21 protein-coding genes and 1 other RNA gene are annotated in these 24,963 nt (G+C 63.6%); 21 read left to right on the top strand and 1 reads right to left on the bottom strand.

Features of this window, described 5'->3' with window-relative positions; genetic code table 11:
* Window positions 1–115: 115 nt before the first annotated feature.
* The 9 genes from BN1119_RS08900 (at window position 116) to ffs (ending at window position 9,434) form a co-directional block, all read left to right on the top strand.
* Entirely contained in the window at window positions 116–1,627 is a 1,512-nt protein-coding gene (locus BN1119_RS08900; RefSeq protein WP_041996790.1) for a CoA-acylating methylmalonate-semialdehyde dehydrogenase, read from the top strand.
* Between the two features lie 16 nt (window positions 1,628–1,643).
* Window positions 1,644–2,801 carry an acyl-CoA dehydrogenase family protein gene (locus tag BN1119_RS08905; RefSeq protein WP_041996792.1) on the top strand — a complete coding sequence of 386 codons (1,158 nt, stop codon included), beginning with the start codon at window positions 1,644–1,646 and terminating at the stop codon, window positions 2,799–2,801.
* A gap of 37 nt (window positions 2,802–2,838) precedes the next feature.
* Window positions 2,839–3,651 carry an enoyl-CoA hydratase gene (locus BN1119_RS08910; protein WP_041996794.1) on the top strand — a complete coding sequence of 271 codons (813 nt, stop codon included), beginning with the start codon at window positions 2,839–2,841 and terminating at the stop codon, window positions 3,649–3,651.
* A 22-nt stretch (window positions 3,652–3,673) separates the two neighbouring features.
* Window positions 3,674–4,816, top strand: coding sequence for an enoyl-CoA hydratase/isomerase family protein (locus BN1119_RS08915; protein WP_041996797.1), 1,143 nt, complete (start codon window positions 3,674–3,676; stop codon window positions 4,814–4,816).
* A complete protein-coding gene (gene mmsB, locus BN1119_RS08920) occupies window positions 4,816–5,727 on the top strand; it encodes a 3-hydroxyisobutyrate dehydrogenase (RefSeq protein WP_041997183.1) in 912 nt (303 codons plus the stop codon). The genes BN1119_RS08915 and mmsB overlap by 1 nt, the downstream gene beginning before the upstream one ends.
* 61 nt (window positions 5,728–5,788) lie before the next feature.
* Window positions 5,789–6,547: an SDR family NAD(P)-dependent oxidoreductase gene (locus BN1119_RS08925; protein WP_041996799.1), complete on the top strand. Its 759-nt coding sequence runs from the start codon at window positions 5,789–5,791 to the stop codon at window positions 6,545–6,547.
* Window positions 6,548–6,904: 357 nt separating this feature from the next.
* Window positions 6,905–8,341 carry a basic amino acid/polyamine antiporter gene (locus BN1119_RS08930; RefSeq protein WP_041996802.1) on the top strand — a complete coding sequence of 479 codons (1,437 nt, stop codon included), beginning with the start codon at window positions 6,905–6,907 and terminating at the stop codon, window positions 8,339–8,341.
* 97 nt (window positions 8,342–8,438) lie between these two features.
* On the top strand, window positions 8,439–9,227 hold the full coding sequence (locus tag BN1119_RS08935; RefSeq protein WP_041996805.1) for a sulfite exporter TauE/SafE family protein: 789 nt from the start codon (window positions 8,439–8,441) through the stop codon (window positions 9,225–9,227).
* A gap of 110 nt (window positions 9,228–9,337) precedes the next feature.
* Window positions 9,338–9,434: signal recognition particle sRNA small type (ffs, locus tag BN1119_RS19950), an RNA gene on the top strand.
* Window positions 9,435–9,836: 402 nt separating this feature from the next.
* Here the strand turns inward: ffs and BN1119_RS08940 are convergent.
* Window positions 9,837–10,727, bottom strand: coding sequence for a LysR family transcriptional regulator (locus tag BN1119_RS08940; protein WP_041996806.1), 891 nt, complete (start codon window positions 10,725–10,727; stop codon window positions 9,837–9,839).
* Between the two features lie 97 nt (window positions 10,728–10,824).
* On the opposite strand from BN1119_RS08940, the gene BN1119_RS08945 reads away from it, so the two are divergent.
* The 12 genes from BN1119_RS08945 (at window position 10,825) to tssH (ending at window position 24,960) form a co-directional block, all read left to right on the top strand.
* Window positions 10,825–11,691, top strand: a complete 867-nt coding sequence (locus tag BN1119_RS08945; protein WP_041996809.1) for a pirin family protein — start codon at window positions 10,825–10,827, stop codon at window positions 11,689–11,691.
* 174 nt (window positions 11,692–11,865) lie between these two features.
* Entirely contained in the window at window positions 11,866–12,492 is a 627-nt protein-coding gene (gene ycaC, locus BN1119_RS08950) for an isochorismate family cysteine hydrolase YcaC (protein ID WP_041996811.1), read from the top strand.
* A 689-nt stretch (window positions 12,493–13,181) separates the two neighbouring features.
* Window positions 13,182–13,685: a type VI secretion system contractile sheath small subunit gene (tssB, locus tag BN1119_RS08955; protein WP_041996814.1), complete on the top strand. Its 504-nt coding sequence runs from the start codon at window positions 13,182–13,184 to the stop codon at window positions 13,683–13,685.
* Window positions 13,686–13,720: 35 nt separating this feature from the next.
* Window positions 13,721–15,199: a type VI secretion system contractile sheath large subunit gene (gene tssC, locus BN1119_RS08960; protein WP_041996817.1), complete on the top strand. Its 1,479-nt coding sequence runs from the start codon at window positions 13,721–13,723 to the stop codon at window positions 15,197–15,199.
* 6 nt (window positions 15,200–15,205) lie between these two features.
* Complete coding sequence (gene tssE / locus BN1119_RS08965; protein WP_041996820.1) at window positions 15,206–15,637, top strand: type VI secretion system baseplate subunit TssE; 432 nt, start codon at window positions 15,206–15,208, stop codon at window positions 15,635–15,637.
* Window positions 15,638–15,640: 3 nt separating this feature from the next.
* Window positions 15,641–17,407, top strand: coding sequence for a type VI secretion system baseplate subunit TssF (gene tssF / locus BN1119_RS08970; protein WP_041996822.1), 1,767 nt, complete (start codon window positions 15,641–15,643; stop codon window positions 17,405–17,407).
* Window positions 17,371–18,369: a type VI secretion system baseplate subunit TssG gene (tssG, locus tag BN1119_RS08975; protein ID WP_041997185.1), complete on the top strand. Its 999-nt coding sequence runs from the start codon at window positions 17,371–17,373 to the stop codon at window positions 18,367–18,369. Before tssF ends, tssG begins: the two co-directional genes overlap by 37 nt.
* A gap of 2 nt (window positions 18,370–18,371) precedes the next feature.
* Window positions 18,372–19,658: a type VI secretion system-associated FHA domain protein TagH gene (gene tagH / locus BN1119_RS08980; protein ID WP_041996825.1), complete on the top strand. Its 1,287-nt coding sequence runs from the start codon at window positions 18,372–18,374 to the stop codon at window positions 19,656–19,658.
* Window positions 19,658–20,170 carry a type VI secretion system lipoprotein TssJ gene (gene tssJ / locus BN1119_RS08985; protein ID WP_244463710.1) on the top strand — a complete coding sequence of 171 codons (513 nt, stop codon included), beginning with the start codon at window positions 19,658–19,660 and terminating at the stop codon, window positions 20,168–20,170. Before tagH ends, tssJ begins: the two co-directional genes overlap by 1 nt.
* Before the next feature lie 2 nt (window positions 20,171–20,172).
* Window positions 20,173–21,510 (top strand): type VI secretion system baseplate subunit TssK, encoded by a 1,338-nt coding sequence (gene tssK / locus BN1119_RS08990; protein WP_041996831.1) that lies wholly within the window; start codon window positions 20,173–20,175, stop codon window positions 21,508–21,510.
* Between the two features lie 25 nt (window positions 21,511–21,535).
* Window positions 21,536–22,315 (top strand): type IVB secretion system protein IcmH/DotU, encoded by a 780-nt coding sequence (icmH, locus tag BN1119_RS08995; protein WP_041996834.1) that lies wholly within the window; start codon window positions 21,536–21,538, stop codon window positions 22,313–22,315.
* Between the two features lie 14 nt (window positions 22,316–22,329).
* Window positions 22,330–24,960, top strand: coding sequence for a type VI secretion system ATPase TssH (tssH, locus tag BN1119_RS09000; RefSeq protein ID WP_041996836.1), 2,631 nt, complete (start codon window positions 22,330–22,332; stop codon window positions 24,958–24,960).
* Window positions 24,961–24,963 lie beyond the last annotated feature (3 nt).

The following is a 24,963-nucleotide window of genomic DNA, read 5'->3' on the forward strand; positions in this document are numbered from 1 at the left end:
TTAGCGTAAACGTAAATCAATTGTTAGTCTAAGGTAAATTCCGGGCAAGCGAGGGGCGCCGCCGTGCCAGCCCCTGCCACCCATTCGGCGAACAAGACTCAAAGGAGTGAGGAAGATGACCAGCCATGCCACCTTGTACGGGGATCTGCCGCTCTATATCCATGGCGGGCCCCACGCCTCGACCACGGATCAGTGGATCGAGGTGACCAATCCGGCGGATCAGAGCCTGCTGGCGCGCGCCCCCAGGGCCACGGCCGAGGAGGTGGATCTGGCGGTGCGGGCCGCTCACGACGCCTATCTGCTGTGGCGAGAGGTGCCGGCCCCCGAGCGGGCCCGGGTCATGTTCAACTATCAGCACCTGCTGAAACAGCATCACGACGAGCTGGCGACCCTGCTGGCCCAGGAGACCGGCAAGAACTTCGCCGATGCCAGGGGGGATGTGTGGCGCGGCATCGAGGTGGTGGAGCAGGCCTGCGGCGTCGCCAGCCAGATGATGGGGGAGACCATGGGCAATGTGGCGCGCCGGGTGGATGGCCACTCCTGGGTGCAGCCGCTCGGGGTCTGCGTCGGCATCACGCCGTTCAACTTCCCGGCCATGATACCGCTGTGGATGTTTCCCCTGGCGGTGGCCTGCGGCAACGGCTTCGTGCTCAAGCCCTCCGAGCAGGATCCCCTCACCCCCATGCGCCTGGCCGAGCTGTTTACCGAGGCGGGGGCCCCCCCAGGCATTCTCAGCGTGGTGCACGGCGGCGCCGAGCAGGTGGATGCGCTGCTCGCCCACCCGGACGTGAAGGCGGTGAGCTTCGTGGGCTCGGCGCGGGTCGGGGCCCACGTCTATCGCACCGCCACCGACCACCTCAAGCGGGCCCAGTGTTTCGTCGGCGCCAAGAACCACATGGTGATCATGCCGGATGCCAACAAGGCGCAAGTGCTCGGCAACCTGGTGGGGGCCGGGGTGGGGGCCGCCGGTCAGCGCTGCATGGCCATCAGCGTGGCGGTGTTCGTGGGGAGCGCGAGGGAGTGGATCCCGGATCTCGCCGCCGAGTTTGCCAGGGTCAGACCCGGGGTGTGGGACGATCCGCAAGCAGCCTATGGCCCCCTCATCAGCCCGGAGGCCAGGGTGCGGGTGGAGAACCTGATCGAGGCCGGCAAGCAGGAGGGGGCCGAATGCCTGCTCGATGGCACCCTGTGCCAGGTGCCGGGCTACCCGGTGGGCAACTGGGTGGGGCCCACCCTGTTTCGCGGCGTCACCCCCGAGATGCGCATCTATCAAGAGGAGATCTTCGGCCCCGTGCTCGCCTGCCTGGAGGTGGAGAGCCTGGACGAGGCGCTCGCCCTCATCAACGCCAACCCCTATGGCAACGGCACCTCCCTCTTCACCGGCTGCGGCGCAGCGGCCCGCAAGTTTCGCCACGAGGTGGCGGTGGGCCAGGTGGGCATCAATGTCCCCATCCCGGTGCCGCTGCCCTTCTTCTCCTTCACCGGCTGGCGCGGCTCCTTCTACGGGGATCTGCATGCCTACGGCAAGCAGGCGGTGCGCTTCTACACCGAGACCAAGACGGTGACCGAACGCTGGTTCGATGAAGACATACCCACCGGCCCCAACATGACCATCAATCTGCGCTGAAGGAGGCGAGCTGCCCATGAATTTCAATCTGACCGAGGATCAGCGCGCCTACTGCGAGGCCGCTACCGCCTTTGCCAACGAGGCGCTCAAGCCCAATGCCGCCCGCTGGGACAGGGAGCACGAGTTCCCCATCCCCACCATCAGGGAGGCGGCGGCGCTGGGCTTTTGCGGCCTCTACACCCCGGAGCAGTACGGCGGTCTTGGCCTGTCACGGCTCGATGCCAGCCTCATCTTCGAGCGTCTGGCCATGGGCTGCACCTCCACCACGGCCTACCTCACCATCCACAACATGGTGAGCTGGATGCTGGGCAGCTGGCTGCCGAGTGAGGTGGCCGCAGAGTGGGTGCCAAGGCTTAGCTGCGGCGAGCTGCTGGGCTCGTATTGTCTCACCGAACCGGGGGCGGGATCGGATGCCGCCGCCCTCAAGACCCGGGCGGTGCGCGAGGGTGACGATTACCTCATCGAGGGCAGCAAGGTGTTCATCTCGGGGGCGGGCAGCACGGACGTGCTGGTGGTGATGGCCCGCACCGGAGGGGAGGGGGCCAAGGGGATATCTGCCTTTATGGTGCCCGCCGATACGCCGGGTGTGAGCTACGGCAAGGCGGAGGAGAAGATGGGCTGGCACAGCCAGCCGACCCGGGAGGTGAATTTCAGCGCCGTGCGCATTCCCGCCCGCTACCGGCTGGGGGAGGAGGGAGAAGGGTTCAGGTTCGCCATGCAGGCCCTGGATGGCGGGCGCATCAACATCGCCAGCTGCTCGGTGGGCACCGCCCAGCAGGCGCTGGATGACGCCCTGGCCCATGTACAGCAGCGTCAGCAATTTGGTCATCCCATCGGCGAATTCCAGAGCGTGCAGTTTCGTCTGGCGGACATGGCCACCGAGCTTGCCGCCGCCCGCCTGCTGGTGCGCCAGGCTGCCGACAGGCTCGATGGCGGCAGCCCGGACAAGAGCGCCTGGTGCGCCATGGCCAAGCGTCTGGCCACGGACGTGGGTTATCGGGTCTGCGACGAGGCCCTGCAACTCTTTGGCGGCTATGGTTATATCCGCGAATACCCGCTCGAACGCTACCTGCGTGACACCCGGGTCCATCGCATTCTGGAGGGAACCAACGAGGTGATGCGACTCATCATCGCTCGCCGCCTGCTGGCGAACCCTTCCCTGATCCTGGAATGAGGGGCGCCAGATGCCGCCTACACACAAGGATGATCCCATGACGAGGATACAGCTCGAATATCACGGCCACGTGGCCTACATCACCCTCGACCATCCCCCCGCCAACACCTGGACCCTGGCCAGCCTGCGCGCCTTCGTGCAGATGATGGCCGAACTCGATGGCAAACCCGAGATAGTGGCCCTGGTCGTGCGCGGGGCCGGCGACAAGTTTTTCTGCGCCGGCGCCGATCTCAAGATGTTTGCCGATAGCGATAGCCAGCATGCCGAGCAGGTGGCCCAGGCCTTTGGCGAGGCGTTCGAGGCCCTGGCCCGCTTTCACGGGGTCAGTATCGCCGCCATCAATGGCTTTGCCATGGGAGGGGGCCTGGAGGTGGCGCTGGCCTGCGACATTCGCATCGCCGAGCAGCAGGCCATCATGGGGCTGCCGGAGGCGTCGGTGGGCCTGCTGCCCTGCGCCGGCGGCACCCAGCGCCTGACCGAGCTGGTGGGGCCGGGCTGGGCCAAGCGGATGATACTGTGCGGCGAGAAGGTGGATGCCACCCTGGCCTATCAGATTGGCCTGGTGGAGGAGGTGGTCAAGGTGGGTCGCGCCTGGGAGGCGGCGCGCCAGATGGCGGCCCATGCCGAGCGCCAGAGCCCGGCCGCCCTGCGTGCCTGCAAGCAGCTCATCAACGAGGGGCGCCGTCGCCCCAGGGATGAGGCCCTGCCCATGGAACGTACCCTCTTTCTTCGTCTCTTCGAAGACCCCAATCAGCGGGAGGGGGTGGCCGCCTTTCTCGAGAAACGGGCGCCGCGCTGGCGTTATGGGGCGACAAGCGAGCGCAATGAACCGAGCCAGCAGCCAGGATGAGGGGGTATCGATGACGTCTGAGATGAGAGAGGGAGTCCGGGCAGAGCGGTTGCCGACCCGGGATGGACGATGGCTCGGGGTGTTGACCCTGGACAGCCCCGCCTCCCTCAATGCCTTGAGCCTGCCGATGATCCAGGCCCTGACTCGGCACCTGCGCGACTGGGAGCAAGATCCCCGGGTGTGCGCCGTGCTGCTGGAGGGGGCAGGGGAGAAGGCATTTTGCGCCGGGGGGGATATTCGCTCCTTCTACCATGAGCGCCAGCGCATGAGCGATGGCGAGCTGTTTCGCTATGCGCGGGACTTCTTCTTGCAGGAGTACCGGCTCGACCTGTTGATCCACCAGTATGGCAAGCCCCTTGTCTGCCTCGCCAACGGCATCTGCATGGGGGGGGGCATGGGACTGCTGGCGGGGGCCCGTTTTCGGCTGGTCACGGAATCGAGTCTGCTGGCCATGCCGGAGGTGAGCATAGGCCTCTACCCCGACGTGGGGGCGAGCTGGTGGCTGAGCCGCCTGCCCGGGCGGCTCGGGCTCTGGCTCGGCCTCACCGGGGCCCGCTGCAACGGCGCCGATGCCCTGGGGCTGGGGCTGGCGGACTGGGCCCTGGCCCGCACCGATCGCCCGCGCCTGATGGCGTCGCTGCTGGCGCTGGACTGGCAACAGGAGGGCGAGGCCCTGGATGATGCGCTGGCGTTGTGCTTTGCCGCCCTGGCGGATCAGGCGACCCTGCCGCCCCCCCTCTTGCTGCCCTGTCGGGATCAGATTGATGCCTTGCTGGCAGGCCTCAGCCTGGAAGGGGTATTGGCCCGCCTGTTCGAGGCCCCCCTGGAGGGGGCGCTGGCCCAGCAGCGTGAGACCTGCCGCGGCGGCAGTCCCTTGAGCCGGGCCTTGCTGTGGCGCCAGTATTGGCAGGGGCGTCACCTCTCCCTGGCCGAGGCCTTCGCCGAGGAGCTGACCCTGTCGGTGAACTGCGTGCTCAGGGGCGATTTTATCGAAGGGGTCAGGGCGCTGCTCATCGACAAGGACAAGGAGCCTCACTGGCAGGGACCCCAGGCCCTGGACGGGATCGCGGACTTCTATCGCTGGCCGGCCCTGGCGGGAGAGACTGACAACCCGTTGTGGCGTGAGCTGAAGGAACAAACGGACAAGCAAGGGAGAGCATCATGATCACAGGGGTAGGGTTTATCGGCCTTGGCAACATGGGGGGGCCCATGGCGGCCAACCTGGCCAGGGCGGGGCTGAGGGTGCAGGTGTTCGATCTGCTGCCCGATCATCTTATCGCCGCCGGGCAGGCGGGTTGTCATTGCGCCGCCAGCGCCGCCCAGGCGGTCGCGGGCTGCGATCTGGTGATCAGCATGCTGCCCGCCGGGGAGCATGTGGTGGGACTCTGGCTCGGCACGGGATCTGGGGACATAGTGGGCAACGGCCTGCTGGCGGCCCTGAGCCCGGACACCCTGGTCATCGACTGCTCCACCATAGACGTGGCCTCGGCCCGCGCCGTGGGGGAGGCCGCCCGGGCCCTGGGCCATCGCTTCATCGATGCCCCCGTCTCCGGCGGGGTGGCCGGGGCCGCGGCCGGTACCCTCACCTTCATCGTCGGTGGCGAGCGTGCCGATTTCGAGGCGGCCAAGCCCATCCTGGCCCACATGGGGCAGAACCTGTTCCATGCCGGGGCCCTGGGGGCGGGCCAGATCGCCAAGATGTGCAACAACATGCTGCTCGCCATCCAGATGGCGGGCACCGCGGAGGCCCTGGCGCTGGGGGTGAAGGAGGGGCTGGATCCGGCCGTGCTCTCCGGCATCATGGCCAAGAGCTCGGGCAGCAACTGGAGCCTGGAACGCTACAATCCCTGGCCCGGGGTGATGGAGAAGGTGCCCGCATCGCGCGGGTATGAGGGAGGCTTCATGACCCGGCTCATGGTGAAAGACCTTGGGCTGGCCATGGCCCTGGCCGAGCATGCCCACAGCGCCGTCCCCCTGGGGGCCCTGGCCCGCAACCTGTTCAACCTGCACGCCAGCCGGGGGGAGGGGGAGAGGGATTTCTCCAGCATCCTCAACCTCTATCGGGAACCCGAGTGAGGCGAGATGGCCAAGGGGCGGGCCGCCGCGGGCCCGTCGACAGAGACAAGGAGGAGCCGAGATGGAACTGAACAACAAGCTGATCGCCGTGACAGGGGCGGGGCGGGGACTGGGGCGAGCCATCGCCCTGGCATTGGCGGCACGGGGGGCCAGGCTGGCCCTGATCGATGTCAACCGGGCGGATCTTGAGATCACCGAGGCCGAGCTGCAGAGCCGGGGCGGAGTCTGCTCGCTCCATGTCTGCAACGTGGCCGACGAGCAGGAGGTGGAGGCGAGCTTTGCCGCCATCCAGCACCTGGGTTCCCTTGCCGGCCTCGTCAACTGCGCCGGGATCCTGCGGGACGGCATGCTGATCAAGGTGAAAGGGGGAGAGCTGGTGGGGAAGATGAGCCTGGCCCAGTGGCAGGCGGTGATCGACGTCAATCTGACCGGCACCTTCCTGTGCGGCCGCGAGGGGGCGGCCCTGATGGCGCGCCACGGCGAGGGAGGGGTCATCATCAACATCTCATCCATCGCCCGGGCCGGCAACATGGGGCAGAGCAACTATGCCGCCAGCAAGGCGGGGGTGGCGGCCCTGGTGGTGACCTGGGCGCGGGAGCTGGCGCGCCACGGCATCCGGGTGATGGGCATAGCCCCCGGGGTGTTCGCCACCGAGATGACGGCGGCCATGAAACCCGAGGCCATGGATCGCATGCTGCAAGCGATCCCCGCGGCTCGCCTGGGGGAGGCCGATCAGCTGGCCGATGCGGTGGCCTTCATTCTCGGCAACGACTATCTCTCCGGACGCATGATAGAGCTGGACGGCGGCCTGCGGCTCTAGCCCAAGACGGCCACAGGCGGCCAGCGATGGGGAGCCCTGGGCTCCCCGTCGTCATTTGCAGTGGGCGCCATCTGCATGGCCATGCAGCCATGCCATGGGGCGTGCAGAGGGAAAAAATGGCGGGATCTGACCCCAATCCGGCAGAGTTTGACCCAGCTCACACGCCGATCCCCGTACTTCTGTAAAATTGCGCCCGGTCAAGGTGGTCAACGATTGATATGGCGAAGGATTGCGAGCCGTATAGTCATGCAATATAGTTGCCGCCTTTTTCAGGGGCAGGGATAGTCGCTCCCAGATGATGCGAGTCGAATTGAGCAGGGATCCTCAACCGCCGCCCAGACAAGCAACAGGATAGCGATGGACAAGAAACTCGGGCTCGGTGCGCTCATCTCCCTGGTGATCGGCTCCATGATAGGGGCGGGGGTGTTCAGCCTGCCGCAGAATATCGCCGCCCATGCCAGCGTCGGGGCCGTGGCCCTGGGCTGGACCATCACCGGGCTTGGCATGATCTGCCTGGCCCTGGTCTATCAGACCCTCTCCCTGCGTCGCCCGGATCTCGATGGCGGCATCTTCAGCTATGCCAAGGCCGGTTTCGGCGACTTCGTCGGCTTCAACGCCGCCTGGGGCTACTGGATCTGCCAGCTGCTGGCCAACGTCTCCTATGCCGTGGTGGTGTTCAGCGCCCTGAGCTACTTCTTCGACACCCCTGACAGGGTCATCTTCGGCGATGGCAACACCCCGATCGCCATCACGCTCGCCTCCCTGCTCATCTGGTCGGTACACGCCCTGGTGCTGCGGGGGGTACAGGTGGCGGCCCTGGTCAACATAGTGACCACCATCGCCAAGATGGTGCCCCTCATCGTGTTCTGCGTCGCCGTGCTGCTCGCCTTCAATCTGGATACCTTCACCCTGGATATCTGGGGCCAGGGCAATAGCGAGCTTGGCTCCGTGATGGAGCAGGTCAAATCCACCATGAAGGTGACCCTTTGGGTCTTCATCGGGATCGAGGGGGCCGTGGTGGTGTCGGCCCGGGCCCGCCATCGCAAGGACGTGGGGCGTGCCACCGTGCTGGCCCTGCTCGGTGCCCTGACCCTCTACGTCATGGTCACCCTCTTCTCCCTGGGGGTGATGAGCCAACCCGAACTGGCGACCCTGAAAAATCCCTCCACCGCCATGATACTGGAGGCCGTGGTCGGCCCCTGGGGCGCCTGGCTCATCAACATAGGTCTGGTGATCTCCGTGATGGGGGCCTTGCTGAGCTGGACAGTGCTGGCGGCTGAGGTGCCCTTCATCGCCGGCAAGACAGGGGTCTTTCCGGCCTGGTTCGCCCGGGAGAACGAACGGGGCTCTCCCAGCGTCGCTCTCTGGTGCTCCACCTGCCTGGTGCAGGCCTTCCTCATCATCATCTATTTCCAGAGCAGTACCTATCTGGCCCTGGTCAACATCACCACGGCCGCGGCCCTGGTGCCTTACGTCTTCTCCGGCGCCTATGGTCTCAAATTGGCCCTGAGCGGCCAGACCTATCAGGGCCAGCCCCATCAGCGCAAACGGGACATGCTGCTGGCCCTGGTGGCCACCGGCTACGGCTGCTGGCTGGTCTATGCCGCCGGGATCGAGTACCTGCTGCTGGTGGCCCTGCTCTACAGTCCGGGCATCTTCATCTACTGGAAGGCGCGTCAGCACCATGGCCTGCGTGGCCTCAACCGGCTGGAGCAAGGGATGACGGCGGCCCTGCTGGGGTTTGCCGTGCTGGCCTTCTACAAGGTGATGGACGGTACCATTCCTCTGAGTTAGTCGGCACAATAGCGAGGTGGCCCCTGGGCCACCTCTTTTTTTTGCCCAGGCCGTCGTCCAGCCGGACGGCCGCCTGGGCTGGTCACAAGGACACGAGATGCTGTTTCTGGGTTATCTGTTGCTGGGAGCCTTTGCGGGCATATTGGGGGGGCTGTTTGGCATAGGAGGCGGCCTCATCATAGTGCCCGTGCTGGTGGTGAGTTTTCATGCCCAGGGCATTCCCGGCGAGATAGTGACCCACCTGGCCCTTGGCACCTCCATGCTCACCATGATCTTCACCGGCCTGAGCTCCCTGCGGGTGCACTACAGCAAGGGAGTGGTACAGTGGCCCCTCATTCGCCGGCTGGCGGGGGGCATGATGGTGGGGGCCTGGCTCGGCGGCATGACGGCCAACCTGCTCAGCGCCGGCACCCTCAATCTCATCATCGGCTGCTTCGCCTGGGCCATGGCGCTGCAAATGGGCCTCAACCTGAGGCCCAAGGCGGAGCGGCACCTGCCCGGCCCGGTGGGAACAGGCATCGCCGGCACCCTGATTGGCTGGCTCTCCGCCATGTTTGGCATCGGCGGCGGCTCCCTGACCGTACCCTATCTCACCTGGAACAGCGTGCCCATGAAGCAGGCGGTGGCCGTCTCGGTGGCCGGCAGCATTCCCATCGCCCTGGCGGGGAGCCTGAGCTATCTCTACGCCGGCTGGGGTCATGCCGCCTTGCCAGAATGGAGCCTGGGCTATGTCTATCTGCCCGCCTGGCTCGGCATAGTGCTGACCAGTACCCAGTTTGCCCGGCTCGGCGCCCGGTTGGCACATCGCCTCTCTCCCCAGCGTCTGCGCCAGGGATTTGCCCTGCTGCTGCTGTGCGTCGGCGCCAAATTCATGATTTTTAGCTAGATTGCCGACTCTTTGCCCAGGTTGCTGGAAAATCCGCCAGTCGGGGCGCGGCAGGGCAGAAAGCCATTGCATTGACCGGCCAGTTTGCCTATTCTCCTCGCCGGTGGTCCCATTGGTCCTCTCGCATTGATAACCCGTCGACCTGGTCAGGACCGGAAGGTAGCAGCCAAGGTGGGGGACTCGAGTGCCGGGATGTGGCTGGTGGGACCACCACCTGTTTGTGCAACGCAGCCAGGTATCATCACTCCTCTTCTCTGTCTCTTCTTGTCATCCACCTTGTCTTGATGCCCGCTCTCGCAGTGGATCCCTGCTGGTTTCCTCCAATCATCCTGCTCTTCTTCAGCATCGCCGGTTTCTAGTGCTCAACGTCAAACCGTCAAACCGTCACAACTCGGGCTGTCTCTGCGACCCTTTGGTCGCAGGCAGAGTAGCGCCCACCGCCTTGGAAGAAAAACACCCCTCCCAGCCATGGAATACCCTCGCCATCGGCCGTACTCCCTTGGCCGTTGCCTCAATACATAGGGAGGGAGCGGCCGCCTTTAGAGGGCAAACGGCGATATGTCTGCCACTCCATTCTGCTTTTTGGTCGTTCGACCCATGGGAGGCATGCTAGTCGAGCCACTCTTGCAACTCCCGTGATGCCAGATCCACGAAGGCGCGCAGCCTGGGGGCCATGAAGCGTTGCCTGGGATAGACGAGATGGATGGGATCCGCCTTGCCATGCCATTCGGGCAGGACAGGCACCAGACTCCCCTCCTCGCAGGCCTGACGACACAGGTAGGAGGGCAGCAGGGCCACCCCACCGCCAGTCTGCACCATGGTCATGATCAGGCCGACATCGTTGATCAGTGTCTGCCGGGCCAGAGAGACGGTCACACTGTTGGCGACCCCGTCGTGGAGTACCCAGGCCTCCTTGCCCAGTGGCGTGAACTGCAGGCAGGCATGATGCCGCAGCGCCTGCGGTGCATCTGGCATCCCGGCGCTGGCGAGGTAATCGGGGCTCGCAAACAGGGCCCAGCGCGCAATGCCCACCTGCTTGGCGATCAGCGTCGAGTCCTTGAGAGGCCCGGTGCGAATGGCCACATCGACGCCCTCTGCGACCAGATCCACGTAGCGGTTCATCAACACCAGCTCCACGTCGACCTTTGGCCACTGGCTGCGCATCTGCCCCAGGATGGACGACAGGATCCGGTTGCCGATATCCACGGGAGCCGTGATCCGCAGCAGCCCGCAGGGCTCCTCCCGCGCTTCGGTCACCGCCGCCTCGGCATCAAGCACATGCACCAGGCCGGCCGAGGCGTGGTCGAAATAGATCTGCCCGGCATCGGTCAGGTGCAACCGACGGGTGGTTCGCTGCAATAGGGTGACGCCCAGACGCTGCTCCAGCATGGCCACCCGATGACTGACGGTGGAGGTCGGCAACCCCAGCAGACGCGCCGCCGCGCTGAAGCTGCCGGCTTGCACCACCTTGACGAATACGACGATCTGATTGAAGTCCATTTTCCAACTCATTAGAAAGTGTTTTCTTATTTAACCATCTAGTCCGGTAAATGGCGACTTTCTACACTGTGTCCATTGATCCAACGGAGGCATTGAGATGAAAGAACTGGCATTTATCAAGCGCAGCAACGAGAGGCACTGGGTCGGCGATGGCTTCCCGGTCAGGAGCATCTTCTCCTACCAGGATATCGCGGAGGAAATGTCCCCCTTCCTGCTGATGGACTACGCGGGCCCGGCCAATTTCCCGGCCACCTCCCATCAGCTTGGCGTCGGCCAGCACCCTCATCGCGGGTTCGAGACGGTGACCATCGTCTATGAAGGGGGCGTCTCCCACAGGGACTCCTCGGGGGGCGGCGGCACCATAGGCCCGGGTGACGTGCAATGGATGACGGCCGCATCCGGCCTTATCCACGAGGAGTACCACAGCCCGGCCTTTGCCAGAACGGGCGGCGCCTTCGAAATGGTGCAGCTGTGGGTGAACTTGCCCGCCAAAGAGAAGATGGCGGCTCCTGGCTACCAGGGCATCACCGCCAACGAGATCCCTCGCGTGGCACTGCCAGAGGGCGCAGGAGAGGCTCGCATCATTGCCGGGCAGTTCGGCGATACCCGCGGCCCCGCCCGCACCTTCACCCCGATGAACGTCTGGGACATGCGCCTGAAGGCCCATCATCAGGTGACGCTGGCACTGCCAGCAGGGCACACCACGGCCCTCTTTGTGCTCAAAGGCGCCATTCGCCTCGGCAACCGCCACGCGGTCCGCACCGCCGAGCTGGCCGTCATGGAGCGCCGTGGCAGCAAACTGGTGATCGAGGTCGAGGAGGAGACCACGCTGCTGCTGCTCAATGGCGCCCCCCTAGATGAACCCATCGTCGGCCACGGCCCCTTCGTGATGAACAGCCAGGAAGAGATAGTGCAGGCCATCAATGACTACAACAGTGGCCGTTTTGGCCAGATAGGACACTGAGCCTCTGGCCCAGCAACAGGAATGCATGCTGCACAAGCAGACAATGCGTCCAGGTGCTGACGCGCTGAAAACCATCGACCGACAGCCGTTGATCGAGCGCGCCGCAAGGTGCTGCAACATAACGAAGTGCTGGATTCCCAGCGCTGATACCCGCAACAACCAAGGAGAGTCATCATGGCTAAACCCTACGTCAAACTCGACAAGCACAACGCTGCCGTACTGCTGGTGGATCACCAGGCAGGGCTGTCTTCGCTGGTGCGTGACATAGAGCCGGACAAGTTTCGCAACAACGTGCTGGCGCTGGCCGCGCTGGCCAAGTACTTCGAGCTGCCGACCATACTGACCACCAGTTTCGAAAACGGGCCCAACGGCCCGCTGATGACAGAGCTCAAGGAGACCTTCCCGGATGCCCCTTACATTGCCCGCCCCGGGCAGATCAACGCCTGGGATAACGAGGAGTTCGTCAAGGCGGTCAAGGCCACCGGCAAGAAGCAGCTGATCATCGCCGGCATAGTCACCGAGGTGTGCGTGGCATTCCCGGCCCTGTCCGCCCTAGAGGAAGGGTACGAGGTGTTTGTCATCACAGATGCCTCCGGGACCTTCAACGAGATCACCCGTCACTCGGCCTGGGATCGGATGTCATCCGCCGGGGCGCAGCTGATGACCTGGTTTGGGGCCGCCTGTGAACTGCACCGCGACTGGCGCAATGATGTGGAAGGCCTGGGTACCCTGTTCGCCAACCACATCCCCGACTATCGCAATCTGATCAACAGCTACACCACAGTCCAGAGCAGCAAGTAATGCACGCTTGCCCCGGGAAACCGGGGCCAATTCATGCCAGTCGTACCCTGAGCACAGCCTCTGTCAACGCCTCCCAACCCATGTGAGTGCCGGACCACGAGGCGAGTCACCTGGGTGAAAAGCGATTGCAGCATGAGCCACCGCTAGACGCACGGTGACGGGGGCGGTACGCCGCGCAGCGAACCTGTTGCACGCCGGCGCTGTAGGGGCGGCAAGCTGCTTTCCCTACATCTGTCATGGATATTTTCCCCAACCTGATGTCATGGCCATGAAATATGGTGCTTTACCCTGATGCTTTATTTTCAATATGGGGCGCCCATCCCTGTAGGATTTTTCTGATATTACTCGCATTGACCCATTGATGTATTTTAAATGACACGACGCCAATGTGTTGTTGGTCATTAGTTGACGAGGAAAAATGTCAGATTTAATTACCTGTCAGATTTGACAGTTGCGGTCAAAATAATGTCGCATGAGGCCATATATACAGCGGATGTCAGTAAAGTGGTCCGATGTGTTTGCGCTGCTTTTTGCGCTTTAAAAATCAGACTTTTACAGCAGTTTATGCTCTGGTTTTTGGTGGCTTTCCTGGAGAGATAAACGTCAACTGTCATTTCTTACAGGTTGTCTCGCCCCTTCATTGCGACCACCCTAATGCACCTGAGTGGACTCAACATGGTATTTTAAGCATGGGAAAGGGAATCGATGGCGCCACTGTAGCGCCGAAAGAACGTATCAATATCAAATATGTTCCTGCCACAGGTGGCCAACAGGCGGAAATAGAACTTCCGCTGACCATGATGGTGGTAGGAAATATGAAAGGCCGGACGGAAGAGACGCCCATTGAAGAGCGTCAGACCGTCTCCATCGATAAAAACAACTTCTCTTCCGTCATGAAGGAATCGGGTCTGGAGCTGAAATTCTCCGTACCCAATCGCCTGGAAGAAGGGAGTCAGGATGACCTGCCTGTCTCCATCCAGATCCAGTCTCTGGAGGATTTCACCCCGGACCGCGTGGCCCAGCAAGTGCCCGAACTGCGCAAGCTGCTGGAACTGCGTGAAGCCCTGGTGGCCCTCAAGGGACCCCTTGGCAACATACCGGCATTTCGTAATCGCCTGCAGGACTTGCTGTCCAGCGATGAGGCCCGTGAGCAGCTGCTCAAGGAACTGGATCTGATTAAACCCGCCGAGTGATAGGCCGGAACTGATTGACGAGAAGGGAAATAGACATGTCTTTGGTCGAAGAACAGGTACAGGCAGGGGCCGCCAGCGCCTCTGGGTCCTTGCTGGACGAAATCATGGCGCAGGCCCGCATCAGCACAGAAGATGAGGGTTATAGCGTTGCGAAACAAGGGGTTGCCGCCCTCATTGCCAACATCTTGGACAATGGTTCCACGGCAGAGCCCGTCAACAAGGCCCTGGTTGACAGCATGATTGTCGAGCTCGACAAGAAGCTGAGCAAGCAGATGGACGTCATCCTGCACGCCAGCGAGCTGCAGGAGCTGGAATCTTCCTGGCGCTCCCTCAAGCTCCTGGTGGATCGCACCGATTTTCGCGAGAACATCAAGATCCAGGTACTCCATGCCACCAAGCAGGAGCTGCTGGAAGACTTCGAGTTCTCCCCCGAGATCACCCAGTCCGGCCTCTACAAGCACGTCTACTCGACCGGCTATGGCCAGTTTGGTGGTCAGCCCATCGGCGCCGTGATAGGCGACTATGCCTTTACTCACAGCTCCCCCGACATCAAGCTGATGCAGTATGTCAGCGCGGTCGGCGCCATGGCGCACGCCCCCTTCATCTCCTCTGTCGCACCCGCTTTCTTTGGCGTGGACAGCTTCACCGATCTGCCGTCCATCAAGGATCTCAAGTCGGTGTTCGAAGGCCCGTCCTACACCAAATGGCGCTCGCTGCGTGAGTCCGAGGATGCCCGTTACCTGGGGCTGACGGCGCCCCGTTTCCTGGCCCGTCTGCCGTACGATCCGACCGAGAACCCCATCAAGGGCTTCAACTATCAGGAAGACATCAGCTCGGATCACGATCACTACCTGTGGGGCAACACCGCCTACCTGATGGGCTCCTCCCTGACCGACAGCTTCGCCAAGTACCGCTGGTGCCCGAACATCATAGGCCCCCAGAGTGGCGGTGCCATTCATGACCTGCCGGTCCATGTCTATGAGGCCATGGGTCAGCTGCAAGCCAAAATCCCGACCGAGGTGCTGATCACCGACCGTCGCGAGTATGAGCTGGCAGAAGAGGGCTTCATCACCCTGACCATGCGCAAAGACAGCGACAACGCCGCCTTCTTCTCCGCCAACTCGGTGCAAAAGCCCAAGGTGTTCCCGAACACCAAGGAAGGCAAGGAAGCGGAGACCAACTACAAGCTGGGTACCCAGCTGCCGTACATGTTCATCATCAACCGCCTGGCACACTACATCAAGGTGCTGCAGCGCGAGCAGATCGGTTCCTGGAAGGAGCGTCAGGATCTGGAGCGTGAGCTCAATGGCTGGATCAAGCAGTACGTTGCGGATCAGGAAAACCCGCCCGCAGACGTGCGTAGCCGCCGCCCGCTGCGTGCCGCCCAGATCAAGGTGCTGGACGTGGAAGGGGAGCCGGGCTGGTACCAGGTTGCCATGTCGGTGCGTCCGCACTTCAAGTACATGGGCGCCAGCTTCGAGCTCTCTCTGGTAGGCCGCCTGGACAAGGAATGATGACTCATGCCGTATCTCTCTTCCTGGGATAGAGGAAATGCGGCCAGTCTGTTTGACAGGATACGGGGGGAGGGGCTTGCAACTCCCCCCGCTTCGGATGTTGAGCAGCTGATAGGCTCGGTGAAACGCCAGCTCGATCAGGTGCTCAACACCCGTCCCGGCAGTTGTGCCAGTGCCCCCGACCTGGGTGTCATCGACTTGAACGATGCGACCCAGGGGCGGGCGGACATCAAGGGGCGGGTCCGGGAAGCGATCCGGCAGTGCATCCGACGCTATGAGCCGAGGATCACCCATGTGGAGGTCAGGACACCCGACTATCAGGACGATCCGCTGGAGATCTCCTTTCAGGTGACCGCCCACATCCGACTGGAAAATCTGGAGCAGATTGCCTCGTTCAATGTCCACATGGACAACCACCGTCACTACCGCATGGTCTGATCAATGCCACTGGAACACTACTTCAGGGATGAACTCGCCTTCTTGCGCCTGCAAGGGCGTGAATTTGCCGATGCTCATCCTGAACTGACTCGATTCTTGTCGGATCAGAATACCGATCCCGATGTCGAGCGCCTGCTCGAGGGCTTTGCCTTCCTGACGGGCAACTTGAGGGCGAAGATCGAAGACGAATTCCCCGAGCTGACCCATGGTCTGCTCGGCATGCTCTGGCCAAACTACCTGCGTCCCGTGCCCAGCATGACCATGATGCAGTTTTCCGTGATCCCGGGATCCATCGCCCAGCCTGCCCTGGTCAAGCAGGGCTGCATGGTCGACAGCCATCCCCAGGACGGGGTGAGCTGCCATTTCCAGACCTGCCGGGATGCCTGGGTCTACCCCGCCGAGATAGCGCGCATCGAGGCCCAGAGCGGCACGGATCTCTCGACCATCAGCCTGGACATCGCTCTCCATGGCCCGCTGCCCCTTTGCGAATTGCAACTCGACAAGCTGCGCCTCTATCTGGGGGGGGATGGCTACACCGCCTATGAGCTCTACTTCTGGCTCTCCCATCAGCTCTCCCATATCGAGCTGGAGGTGGAGGGCAAGCGCTTTCGCCAGGATGCCAAGGCGCTGCGCAGCGTGGGCTTCGGGCGCGACGACGCCTTGCTGCCTTATCCCAACAACGTCTATTCCGGCTACCGGATCTTGCAGGAGTTCTTCTGCTTTCCCCAAAGCTTCCTGTTCTTCGAGCTGTCCGGCGGCGACTGGCCGCGCCAGCCCCTGCCGGTCAGTGCCTTCAAGATCCATTTCTGTTTCACCCGGCCCTTGCCTGCGGATCTCAAGATCCGGCCGGACTCCTTCATGCTCAACTGCGTGCCGGCCATCAACCTGTTCCAGCACGACAGCGAACCCATCAACCTCAATGGCCGTCAGACCGAGTATCCCCTCAAGGCGAGCTATCGCCACAGCGACAGCTTCGAGATCTTCTCGGTGGACAAGGTCGAAGGCTGGGCCGAAGGCAACCTGGGACGGGCCCGGGGGGCACCTCGCCTCTATCAGCCGTTCGAGAGCTTCCAGCATCAGATAGAGCGGGCCAAGGGGCGTCTGGCGCTCTACTACCGGGTGCGGGTCAAGGAGTCGGTGGCGGGGCAGGGGTTTGAACACCAGCTCTCCTTCGTGCGCGGTGACGAGACCAGCATGGTCCAGCTCGACGAGTCCATCTCGGTGACCTTGACCTGCACCAACCGGGGCAAGGCGGCGCGGCTCAAGGCCGGCGATGTCTGCGTCCCGACCGGCAGCTCCCCCTCGTTTGCCACCTTCAAGAACCTGATGCGGCCGACCCGGCCCCTGCATCCGGCCCTCGATGGCAGCCTGCACTGGACCCTCATCTCCAACCTCTCTTTGAACTACGTCTCCTTGCTGCGCCGGGATGCCCTGGTGCAGGTGCTGCGCACCTATGATTTTCCCGCGCTGCAGGACAAGCAGGCGGAGCAGGCGTCGCGCAAGCGGCTGGCGGGGATCGAGGAGATCAGTACCCAGCCGGTGGATCGGCTGGTGAAGGGCATGCCGGTGCGGGGACTCAAGTCTGTGCTCTCCATTCGTCAGTCGGCCTTTGGCAACGAGGGGGAGCTTTATCTGTTCAGTACCGTGCTGGCGCATTTCCTCTCGCTCTACGCCAGCGTCAACGCCTTCCACCTGCTCGAGGTGGTCAATCTGGATAACAAGGAGTGCTACAAGTGGCCGGTACAGATAGGTCAGCACTCCCTGATGTGAGGTCCGCCCAGGAGGCGGCCCGCTTCAACTTCTTCCAGCTGGTGGAGTTGTTGCGCCAGCAAGATGGTCTGGATCAGGAGCGGGAACTCGATTTCCTGCCCGAGCGGGAGCGGATCCGCTTTCGCGCATCCGCCTCCCTCGGCTTTCCGACCAGCGACGTGCTGGCCATCGATCGGGACGGCAGGGGCCGCCACCAACTGGAGGTGGCCTTCCTTGGCCTGCATGGCAGCCAGTCCCCCATGCCGGGTTACTACCTGGACTCCCTGGCCTGGGAGTATGCCCAGGGGGAGCAGAAGCTCGGCCTGTTTCTGGACTTCTTCCACCACAGACTGCTGACCCTGCTCCATCGCATCTGGCGCAAGTATCGCTACCACGTGCGCTTTCAAAACGACGGGGAAGATGGCTTCTCCCGTTTGATGTTTGCCCTGGTGGGCCTTGGCAACGATGAGGTGTGCCACAGCCTGCCGGTCAATCGCGCCAAGATGCTCTCCTATGCCGGCATGCTCGCCAGCCCCAGCCGCTCCCCCGAGGTGGTGGCGGGTCTGGTGGCCCACTGCTTCGACCTGGAGGCGGTGGAGGTGGTCGCCTGGCAGCCCAGGCGGGTCGCCATTCATCCCGAGCAGCAAAACCGCCTAGGCCGGGCCAACGCCTCCCTGGGGGGGGATCTGGTGATCGGCGACGGGGTCAAGGATTGTGCAGGTAAATTTTTGTTGAAAATAAACAACTTAACTCATGAAGAGTTTCTCACTTTTCTTCCGAACGGCGAGCATTTCCAACCTCTGGTGACCTTCGTCTCCTTCATATTGCGCGACCAGCTGGCCTGGGATCTGCGGCTGGGCTTCGCCCCTGCCCAGGCCCATGGCATGTGCCTCGGGCAGGAGCAGAGCGGTCGGCTGGGGTGGAGCAGCTTCCTGGGTCAGCCGCCGGAAGAGCCTTTCGTGACCATCTGTGTGCAGGAGTGAACGTGGAGACCTTGAATCAACAGCTGTCCCTGGTGGTGCTCAACAGCGAGCAGCTCGATGGCAATCACAGGGTGCAATACAGCTTCGATGAGCTGGGGGGCACCCTGGGGGCATCGGAACAGGATGACTGGCAACTGAGGGACAGGCTCGGCATCGTCATGCCGGGCCATGCCCGCATCGAGCAGCATGACGGTCGCTTCTGCCTGTGCGATCTCAGCGGCCAGACCTACATCAATGGCGCTACCTCTCCTATAGGACGGGCCCGCAAGGTTCATCTGGAGCAAGGCGACGAGCTGGTGGTGGGGCCCTTTCGCCTCAAGGCCTATCTCGGCGCCATCCGTGCCGAGCCGGATCTGCATCAGGTGCTGCACAACCGGCCATCCGAGCAGCTCGATGACTGGCTCGCCACCGAGGAGCCGGCCCCGGCCGAGGGGATGCATCCGGATTTGGCGTTCGATCCCCTGGCGGCCCTGCAGCAGGAGCGCCAGCAGAGCCCCCTCGTCGACAGCCGCCCGCCCCTGGTGCAGGGGATTGATGCCCTGCTGGCCACCTCGGCCCAGGGCGATGGCGGCGAGCGCTCGCACTGGCGCGATCGCGTCCAACCCACTTTCACATCTGCCATTACCGAGGACACCATGAGTCAGGAATATCTCGACATGCCCACCATCACGGGGACCGGCCAGGACTACCCGACCCCCCACGACGAGGCGAGCCATGTGGCGCTCACCCCCCTGATGCGCGGCCTGGGCCAGGCCCTGCACACCGCCGACACCATGCAGGCGCACGACATGCTCGAGGAGATGGGCAAGACGCTGCGCGCGCTGGTGGAGGGCTTGCTGCTGTTGCAGGCGGATCAGACCGCCCTGACCGACAAGCACCTGAGGCCCATCGAAGACAATCCCCTGCGCCTGGGGCTGGGTTATGAAGAGACCCTGGCGCTCCTGTTCGCCGAGCAGCAGAGCCCGGTTCACCTGGCCGCCCCGGCCGCGGTGTCGGAGAGCCTGCGCAACATACGGCTGCACCATGTGGCCAACCAGACCGCCATCAAGGCAGCCCTGGACAGCATATTGCACGCCTTCTCCCCCGAGGCGCTGCGGGCGCGTTTCGAGCACTATCGTCGCACCCGCAAGCCCGACGACATGAGCGAGGAGGCCTGGAGCTGGATCATGTACCAGCACTACTACCAGGAACTCACCTCCACCCGTCAGCAGGGGTTCGACAAGCTGTTCCATCAGGTATATGCCCAGGCCTATGACAAGGCCCTGCGCGAACAACAAGGATTGATCTGATGCGATCCCTCGTCGGGTTATTGCTGCTGCTCGGCCTCTCTGGCTGTACCACCATGGGCAAGATGGCCGACGTGGCCATGGATCCGGATATCCAGGTGGGCAGCCATGATGATCAGCCCTCCACCCTGGGCTTCAGCCTGCTGGCCGAGCCCGATGTCAATCCAAACGAGGGCGGGGAGGCGGCGCCGATCGAGTTCCAGATAGTGCTGCTGGCCGAAGACTCCAAGTTGCTGGCCACCGATTATGACCAGGTGAGCGCGGATCTGGAGAAGGCCCTGGGCAAGAACTATCTGGACCACCAGGACTACACCCTGCTGCCGAATCAATTCAAGTACCTGCCGCCGGTGCCCCTGGACGAGAAGACGCGCTACATAGGCGTCATCGCCCGTTATGCCGATCCCAACAGCGCCGAATGGCGCAAGGTCATCAAGGTGCGCAGCAAGGGGCGCGCCTATCAGCTGCTGGTTCACCTGCGGCTCGATGAAGTCGAAATACAAAAAGAAGAAGAATAACTATGTCCAGTCGAAATCGGGTTATCTGGCGCGAAGGCTTGTTCATCAAGCCCCAGCACTTCCAACAACAGCAGCGTCATGGGGACTACAGCCTCCATGCCAGGCTGAGCGCATTGAGCGACTACTTCTTTGGCCTGCAATCCCTGCTCATCAACGAGGACTACCTGGGATTTGGCCGTATTGCCCTGGTGAGCGCCAGCGGCATATTGCCAGATGGCACAGTGTTCAATATCCCGGCAGACGATCTGCTGCCGCCTCCCCTCGAGATCCTGGACGGCTCTTTGGCCAACCAGAAGGTCTACCTGGCGCTGCCGCTCTCGGTGAGCGGGGTCAACGAGGTGAGCGATCCGGAACAGGGCATCGCCACCCGGTTGCAGGCCCAGCGCCACGATGTGCGGGACTTGCACAGCGACGGGGGGGACGTGGTCTCCCTCGAAATCGGCAAGGTGAGCCTGCGTCTCATGCTCGAGCGCGAGGACCGCAGCGCCTACGCGTCGCTGGCCATCGCCCGGATCCTGGACAAGCGGCCCGATGGCAGCCTGGTGCTGGACCCCAACTTCATGCCGTGCAGCATCAGCGTCTCCGCCATCCCCAGCCTCAAGCGCTTCCTGGGGGAGATCGCCGGTCTGGTGGGGGAGCGGGCGCGCAGCCTCTCCCAGCGCATCGCGGCGCCGGGTCAGCAGGGGGTGGCGGACGTGGCCGAGTTCATGATGCTGCAACTGCTCAACCGGGCCCAGCCCCAGCTCGCGCATCTCTCGCGCCTGGGCACCCTGCACCCGGAGCGGCTGTTCGAGGCCCTGGTGCAGCTGTGTGGCGAGCTGATGACCTTCACGGATGAGTCCCGCTTGCCGCCCCAGTTTGCCGCCTATCGTCACGACGACCAGCAGCTGAGCTTCGAGCCGGTGATCCTGGCCCTGCGCCAGGCCCTCAGCACAGTGCTGTCACCGAGGGCCGTCTCCATCCAGCTGCACAAGCAGCAGTACGGCGTCATGGTGGCCATGGTGGGGGAGAACGAGTTGATGCAAAGCGCCGACTTCGTGCTGGCGGTGCGCGCCCGCATGCCCCAGGAGCAGTTGCGCAAGCAGCTGCTGCAACAGATCAAGGTGGCCTCCAGCGAGAAGATCCGCGAGCTCATCAGTTTGCAGCTGCCCGGCATCCCGCTGTTGCCGCTGCCGGTGGCGCCGCGCCAGCTGCCCTATCACGCCGGCTACAGCTACTTCCAGCTCGACCGGCAGAGCCCGGCCTGGCAGATGCTGATCAAGGGCAACACCATCGGCTTTCACATCGCGGGCGACTTCCCGGAGCTGGACATGCAGCTCTGGGCCATTCGCAGCCAATGATCCGCCATAGGGAGGAGTATCACAGATGACCATGGACATCATTCATAGCGATCAGATGCAGGATCTGCTGTTCGACCATGCCCAGCAGCTGGATCTGGACTCGGACTACTGGTTCCGCCTGCGGGGCCAGAGCATCAACCCCATGATAGATGCGGTGACCCCCCTGCTGGGGCTGGTGCAGCGGGTGCGCCAGCTGACCCGTTACGATCGGGTGCCCGAGCTCTACCAGCGAGTGGTCACCGAGATCCAGGCCATCGAGCAGGAGCTGACCGCCCACGGTTACGAGAACGGGGTGGTGCTGTCGTTTCGCTACATCCTGTGCACCTTCATCGACGAGGCCGTGATGGGGCGCGAGTGGGGCAGCCAGAGCGAGTGGTCCGAACACTCACTGCTGACCCGCTTTCACAACGAGACCTGGGGTGGCGAGAAGGTGTTCGTGCTGCTCGCCCGCCTGCAAGAGGATCCGGTGCGCTATCGCGACATCCTGGAGTTCATCTATCTGTGCCTGTGCCTGGGTTTCGAGGGGCGCTACAAGGTGATGAGCCAGGGACGGGACGAGTTCGAGCGCATGGTGCGTCAGCTGCACCGTCAATTGAGGGAAGGGGCGCAGGATCCGTCGCCCCGGGTCTTTCACCTGGACCTGGGCCGGCAGGCCTCCCGCTACCAGCTGCCACGCCAGTGGTCGCTGCGCACGCTCTGCCTCGGCAGCGCCCTGGTGCTGGCCCTCATCTTCGGCCTTTATCACCACCAACTCGATAACCAGACCCAGGACGTGCTGCGTCAACTGGGCGAATTATTAAAATAAGAGGAGAGCACGCCTTGATCCGTATAGAACTGCCAGTCCTGGTGGAAAGACTCAACCCCATCTGCCGCCACATGCTGGAAGAGGCCGCCGCCCTGTGCGTCAGTCAGCAGGGCAGCGAGATCCGCATCGAGCACCTGCTGCTCAAGATGCTGGAGACCCCCTTGTGCGACGTGCGCCAGATCCTCAAGCGCGCCGAGGTGCCGGTCGACGAGCTGACGGTGCTGCTCCAGGCCAGGGCCGGGGATGCCAGCACAGAGCCGGGTTACCCCTCCTTCTCGCCGCTCCTGGTGGAGTGGCTGCAAGACAGCTGGCTGCTGGCCTCCGCCGAATTCGGTCATGGTCAGCTGCGCAGCGGCATCCTGCTGCTGGTGCTGCTGATGACCCCCCAGCGCTACCTCGCCGCCGCCATCAGCCGCCCCCTGGCCCAGGTCAACCGCGAGCTGCTGCGCCAGCAGTTCGATGAATGGGTCAAGGAGTCTGCCGAGACCCAGGTCACCGTCGCCGCCGACGGCCATCCGGCCCAGGCCGCCCTGCCTGCCGATGCCAGCCTGCTGGCCCGCTTCACGGTCAATGTGACCGAGCAGGCCCGTCAGCAGAGCCTGGATCCCGTGCTCTGCCGGGATCACGAAATCGACCTGATGATCGACATCCTCTCCCGCCGTCGCAAGAACAACCCCATCGTCGTGGGGGAGGCCGGGGTGGGCAAGAGCGCCCTGATCGAGGGGCTGGCCCTGCGCATCGTGGCCGGCCAGGTGCCGGAAAAACTGCGGGGGGTCGAGCTGCTCAGCCTGGATCTTGGTGCCATGCAGGCCGGCGCCTCGGTCAAGGGAGAGTTCGAGAAGCGCTTCAAGGGGGTGATGCAGGAGGTCAAGGAGTCCGCTCGGCCCATCATCCTCTTCATCGATGAGGCCCACACCCTGATAGGGGCGGGCAACCAGGCTGGCGGGCTGGATGTCTCCAACCTCATCAAGCCGGCCCTGGCCCGGGGCGAGCTGCGCACCATCGCCGCCACCACCTGGAGCGAGTACAAGAAGTACGTGGAAAAAGACGCGGCCCTGTCGCGCCGCTTCCAGCTGGTGAAGGTGGGTGAGCCCGATGCCGCCGAGGCCACCGTGATCCTGCGCGGCCTGCGCAGCATCTACGAGAAGGCCCATGGGGTGCTCATCGACGAGGAGGCGCTGCAGGCCGCCGCCGAGCTCTCCGCCCGCTATATTTCCGGGCGCCAGCTGCCGGACAAGGCGATCGACGTGCTCGATACCGCCTGTGCCCGGGTCGCCATCAACCTGACCACGCCGCCGCGCAGCGTCAGCCATCTGCAAAACGAGTTGCGCCAGCGGGAGCTGGAGATCCGTCAGCTCGAGCGCCAGACCATGATTGGCCTGGGAGACAACGAGGCCCGCCTGGCCGAGCTCCATGACGCCCAGCAGGCCTGTACCCTGGCCCTGGCCGAGCAGGAGGCCCGCTGGCAGCAACAGCAGAGCCTGGTGCAGGAGATAGTGGCGCTGCGGGCCAGCCTGCTGGCGAGCCAGCAGGCGGCGAGTCAGGAGAACCTGGATCTGGCCGAGATGGATCCCCAGGTCGCCATCGCCCGTCTCAATCAGCTCGATGGCGAGCTCGGTGCCCTGCAACAGGGGGCCGTGCTGGTGTCCGCCCACGTCGACAAGACCCAGATTGCCGCCGTCATTGCCGAGTGGACCGGGGTGCCCCTCAACCGCATCTCCCAGGACGAGCTGGACGTGGTCACCCGCCTGCCCGATTTTCTCGGCAACACCATCAAGGGGCAGGGGGTCGCCGTCGCGCACCTGCACAAGCACCTGCTCACCGCCCGTGCCGATCTGCGTCGCCCGGGTCGCCCCCTTGGCGCCTTCCTGCTGGTGGGGCCAAGCGGGGTCGGCAAGACAGAAACCGTGTTGCAGATTGCCGATCTTATGTTCGGGGGTCGCCAGTACCTGACCACCATCAACATGTCCGAGTACCAGGAAAAACACACCGTCTCCCGTCTCATCGGCTCGCCCCCCGGCTATGTCGGCTTTGGCGAGGGTGGGGTACTGACCGAGGCCATCCGTCAGAAACCCTATTCGGTGGTGCTGCTGGACGAGGTGGAAAAAGCCCACCCGGACGTGCTCAACCTCTTCTACCAGGCCTTTGACAAGGGGGAGCTGGCGGACGGGGAAGGACGCATCATCGACTGCAAGAACGTGGTCTTCTTCCTCACCTCCAACCTGGGCTTCCAGACCATAGTGGACAATGCCGAGCGACCCGATGTGCTGCTCGATGCCCTCTACCCCGAGCTCGCCGCCTTTTTCAAGCCGGCCCTGCTGGCACGGATGGAGGTGATCCCCTATCTGCCGCTCGGTCACGATACCCTGGTGCAGATTGTCGGCGGCAAGCTCGAACGGCTGGTCAAGCTGCTCAAGACCCGTTTCGGCGCCGAGGTGGTGCTGGAGTCCGAGGTGGCCGAGGAGATATTGCGCCGCGCCAATCGCAGCGAGAACGGCGCCCGCATGCTCGAATCCGTCATCGACGGCGCCCTGTTGCCGCCGGTCTCGCTGCAATTGCTGCAACGACTCGCCGCGGGCCAGGCCATCAGCCGGGTCAGCTTCCGGGTCGAGCAGGGCGAGTTTGTCGCCGAGGTCGAGGGCTGAGCC

The sequence above is a fragment of the Aeromonas bivalvium genome, from assembly GCF_000819765.1.
Lineage (GTDB): Bacteria > Pseudomonadota > Gammaproteobacteria > Enterobacterales > Aeromonadaceae > Aeromonas > Aeromonas bivalvium.

Excerpts from the sequence above, each read along its gene's own strand:
- BN1119_RS08900 (WP_041996790.1), top strand. The coding sequence starts at position 116 with ATGACCAGCCATGCCACCTTGTACGGGGATCTGCCGCTCTATATCCAT.
- BN1119_RS08905 (WP_041996792.1), top strand. The coding sequence starts at position 1,644 with ATGAATTTCAATCTGACCGAGGATCAGCGCGCCTACTGCGAGGCCGCT.
- BN1119_RS08910 (WP_041996794.1), top strand. The coding sequence starts at position 2,839 with ATGACGAGGATACAGCTCGAATATCACGGCCACGTGGCCTACATCACC.
- BN1119_RS08915 (WP_041996797.1), top strand. The coding sequence starts at position 3,674 with ATGAGAGAGGGAGTCCGGGCAGAGCGGTTGCCGACCCGGGATGGACGA.
- BN1119_RS08925 (WP_041996799.1), top strand. The coding sequence starts at position 5,789 with ATGGAACTGAACAACAAGCTGATCGCCGTGACAGGGGCGGGGCGGGGA.
- BN1119_RS08930 (WP_041996802.1), top strand. The coding sequence starts at position 6,905 with ATGGACAAGAAACTCGGGCTCGGTGCGCTCATCTCCCTGGTGATCGGC.
- BN1119_RS08935 (WP_041996805.1), top strand. The coding sequence starts at position 8,439 with ATGCTGTTTCTGGGTTATCTGTTGCTGGGAGCCTTTGCGGGCATATTG.
- BN1119_RS08940 (WP_041996806.1), bottom strand. The coding sequence starts at position 10,727 with ATGGACTTCAATCAGATCGTCGTATTCGTCAAGGTGGTGCAAGCCGGC.
- BN1119_RS08945 (WP_041996809.1), top strand. The coding sequence starts at position 10,825 with ATGAAAGAACTGGCATTTATCAAGCGCAGCAACGAGAGGCACTGGGTC.
- ycaC (WP_041996811.1), top strand. The coding sequence starts at position 11,866 with ATGGCTAAACCCTACGTCAAACTCGACAAGCACAACGCTGCCGTACTG.
- tssB (WP_041996814.1), top strand. The coding sequence starts at position 13,182 with ATGGGAAAGGGAATCGATGGCGCCACTGTAGCGCCGAAAGAACGTATC.
- tssC (WP_041996817.1), top strand. The coding sequence starts at position 13,721 with ATGTCTTTGGTCGAAGAACAGGTACAGGCAGGGGCCGCCAGCGCCTCT.
- tssE (WP_041996820.1), top strand. The coding sequence starts at position 15,206 with ATGCCGTATCTCTCTTCCTGGGATAGAGGAAATGCGGCCAGTCTGTTT.
- tssF (WP_041996822.1), top strand. The coding sequence starts at position 15,641 with ATGCCACTGGAACACTACTTCAGGGATGAACTCGCCTTCTTGCGCCTG.
- tssJ (WP_244463710.1), top strand. The coding sequence starts at position 19,658 with ATGCGATCCCTCGTCGGGTTATTGCTGCTGCTCGGCCTCTCTGGCTGT.
- tssK (WP_041996831.1), top strand. The coding sequence starts at position 20,173 with ATGTCCAGTCGAAATCGGGTTATCTGGCGCGAAGGCTTGTTCATCAAG.
- icmH (WP_041996834.1), top strand. The coding sequence starts at position 21,536 with ATGACCATGGACATCATTCATAGCGATCAGATGCAGGATCTGCTGTTC.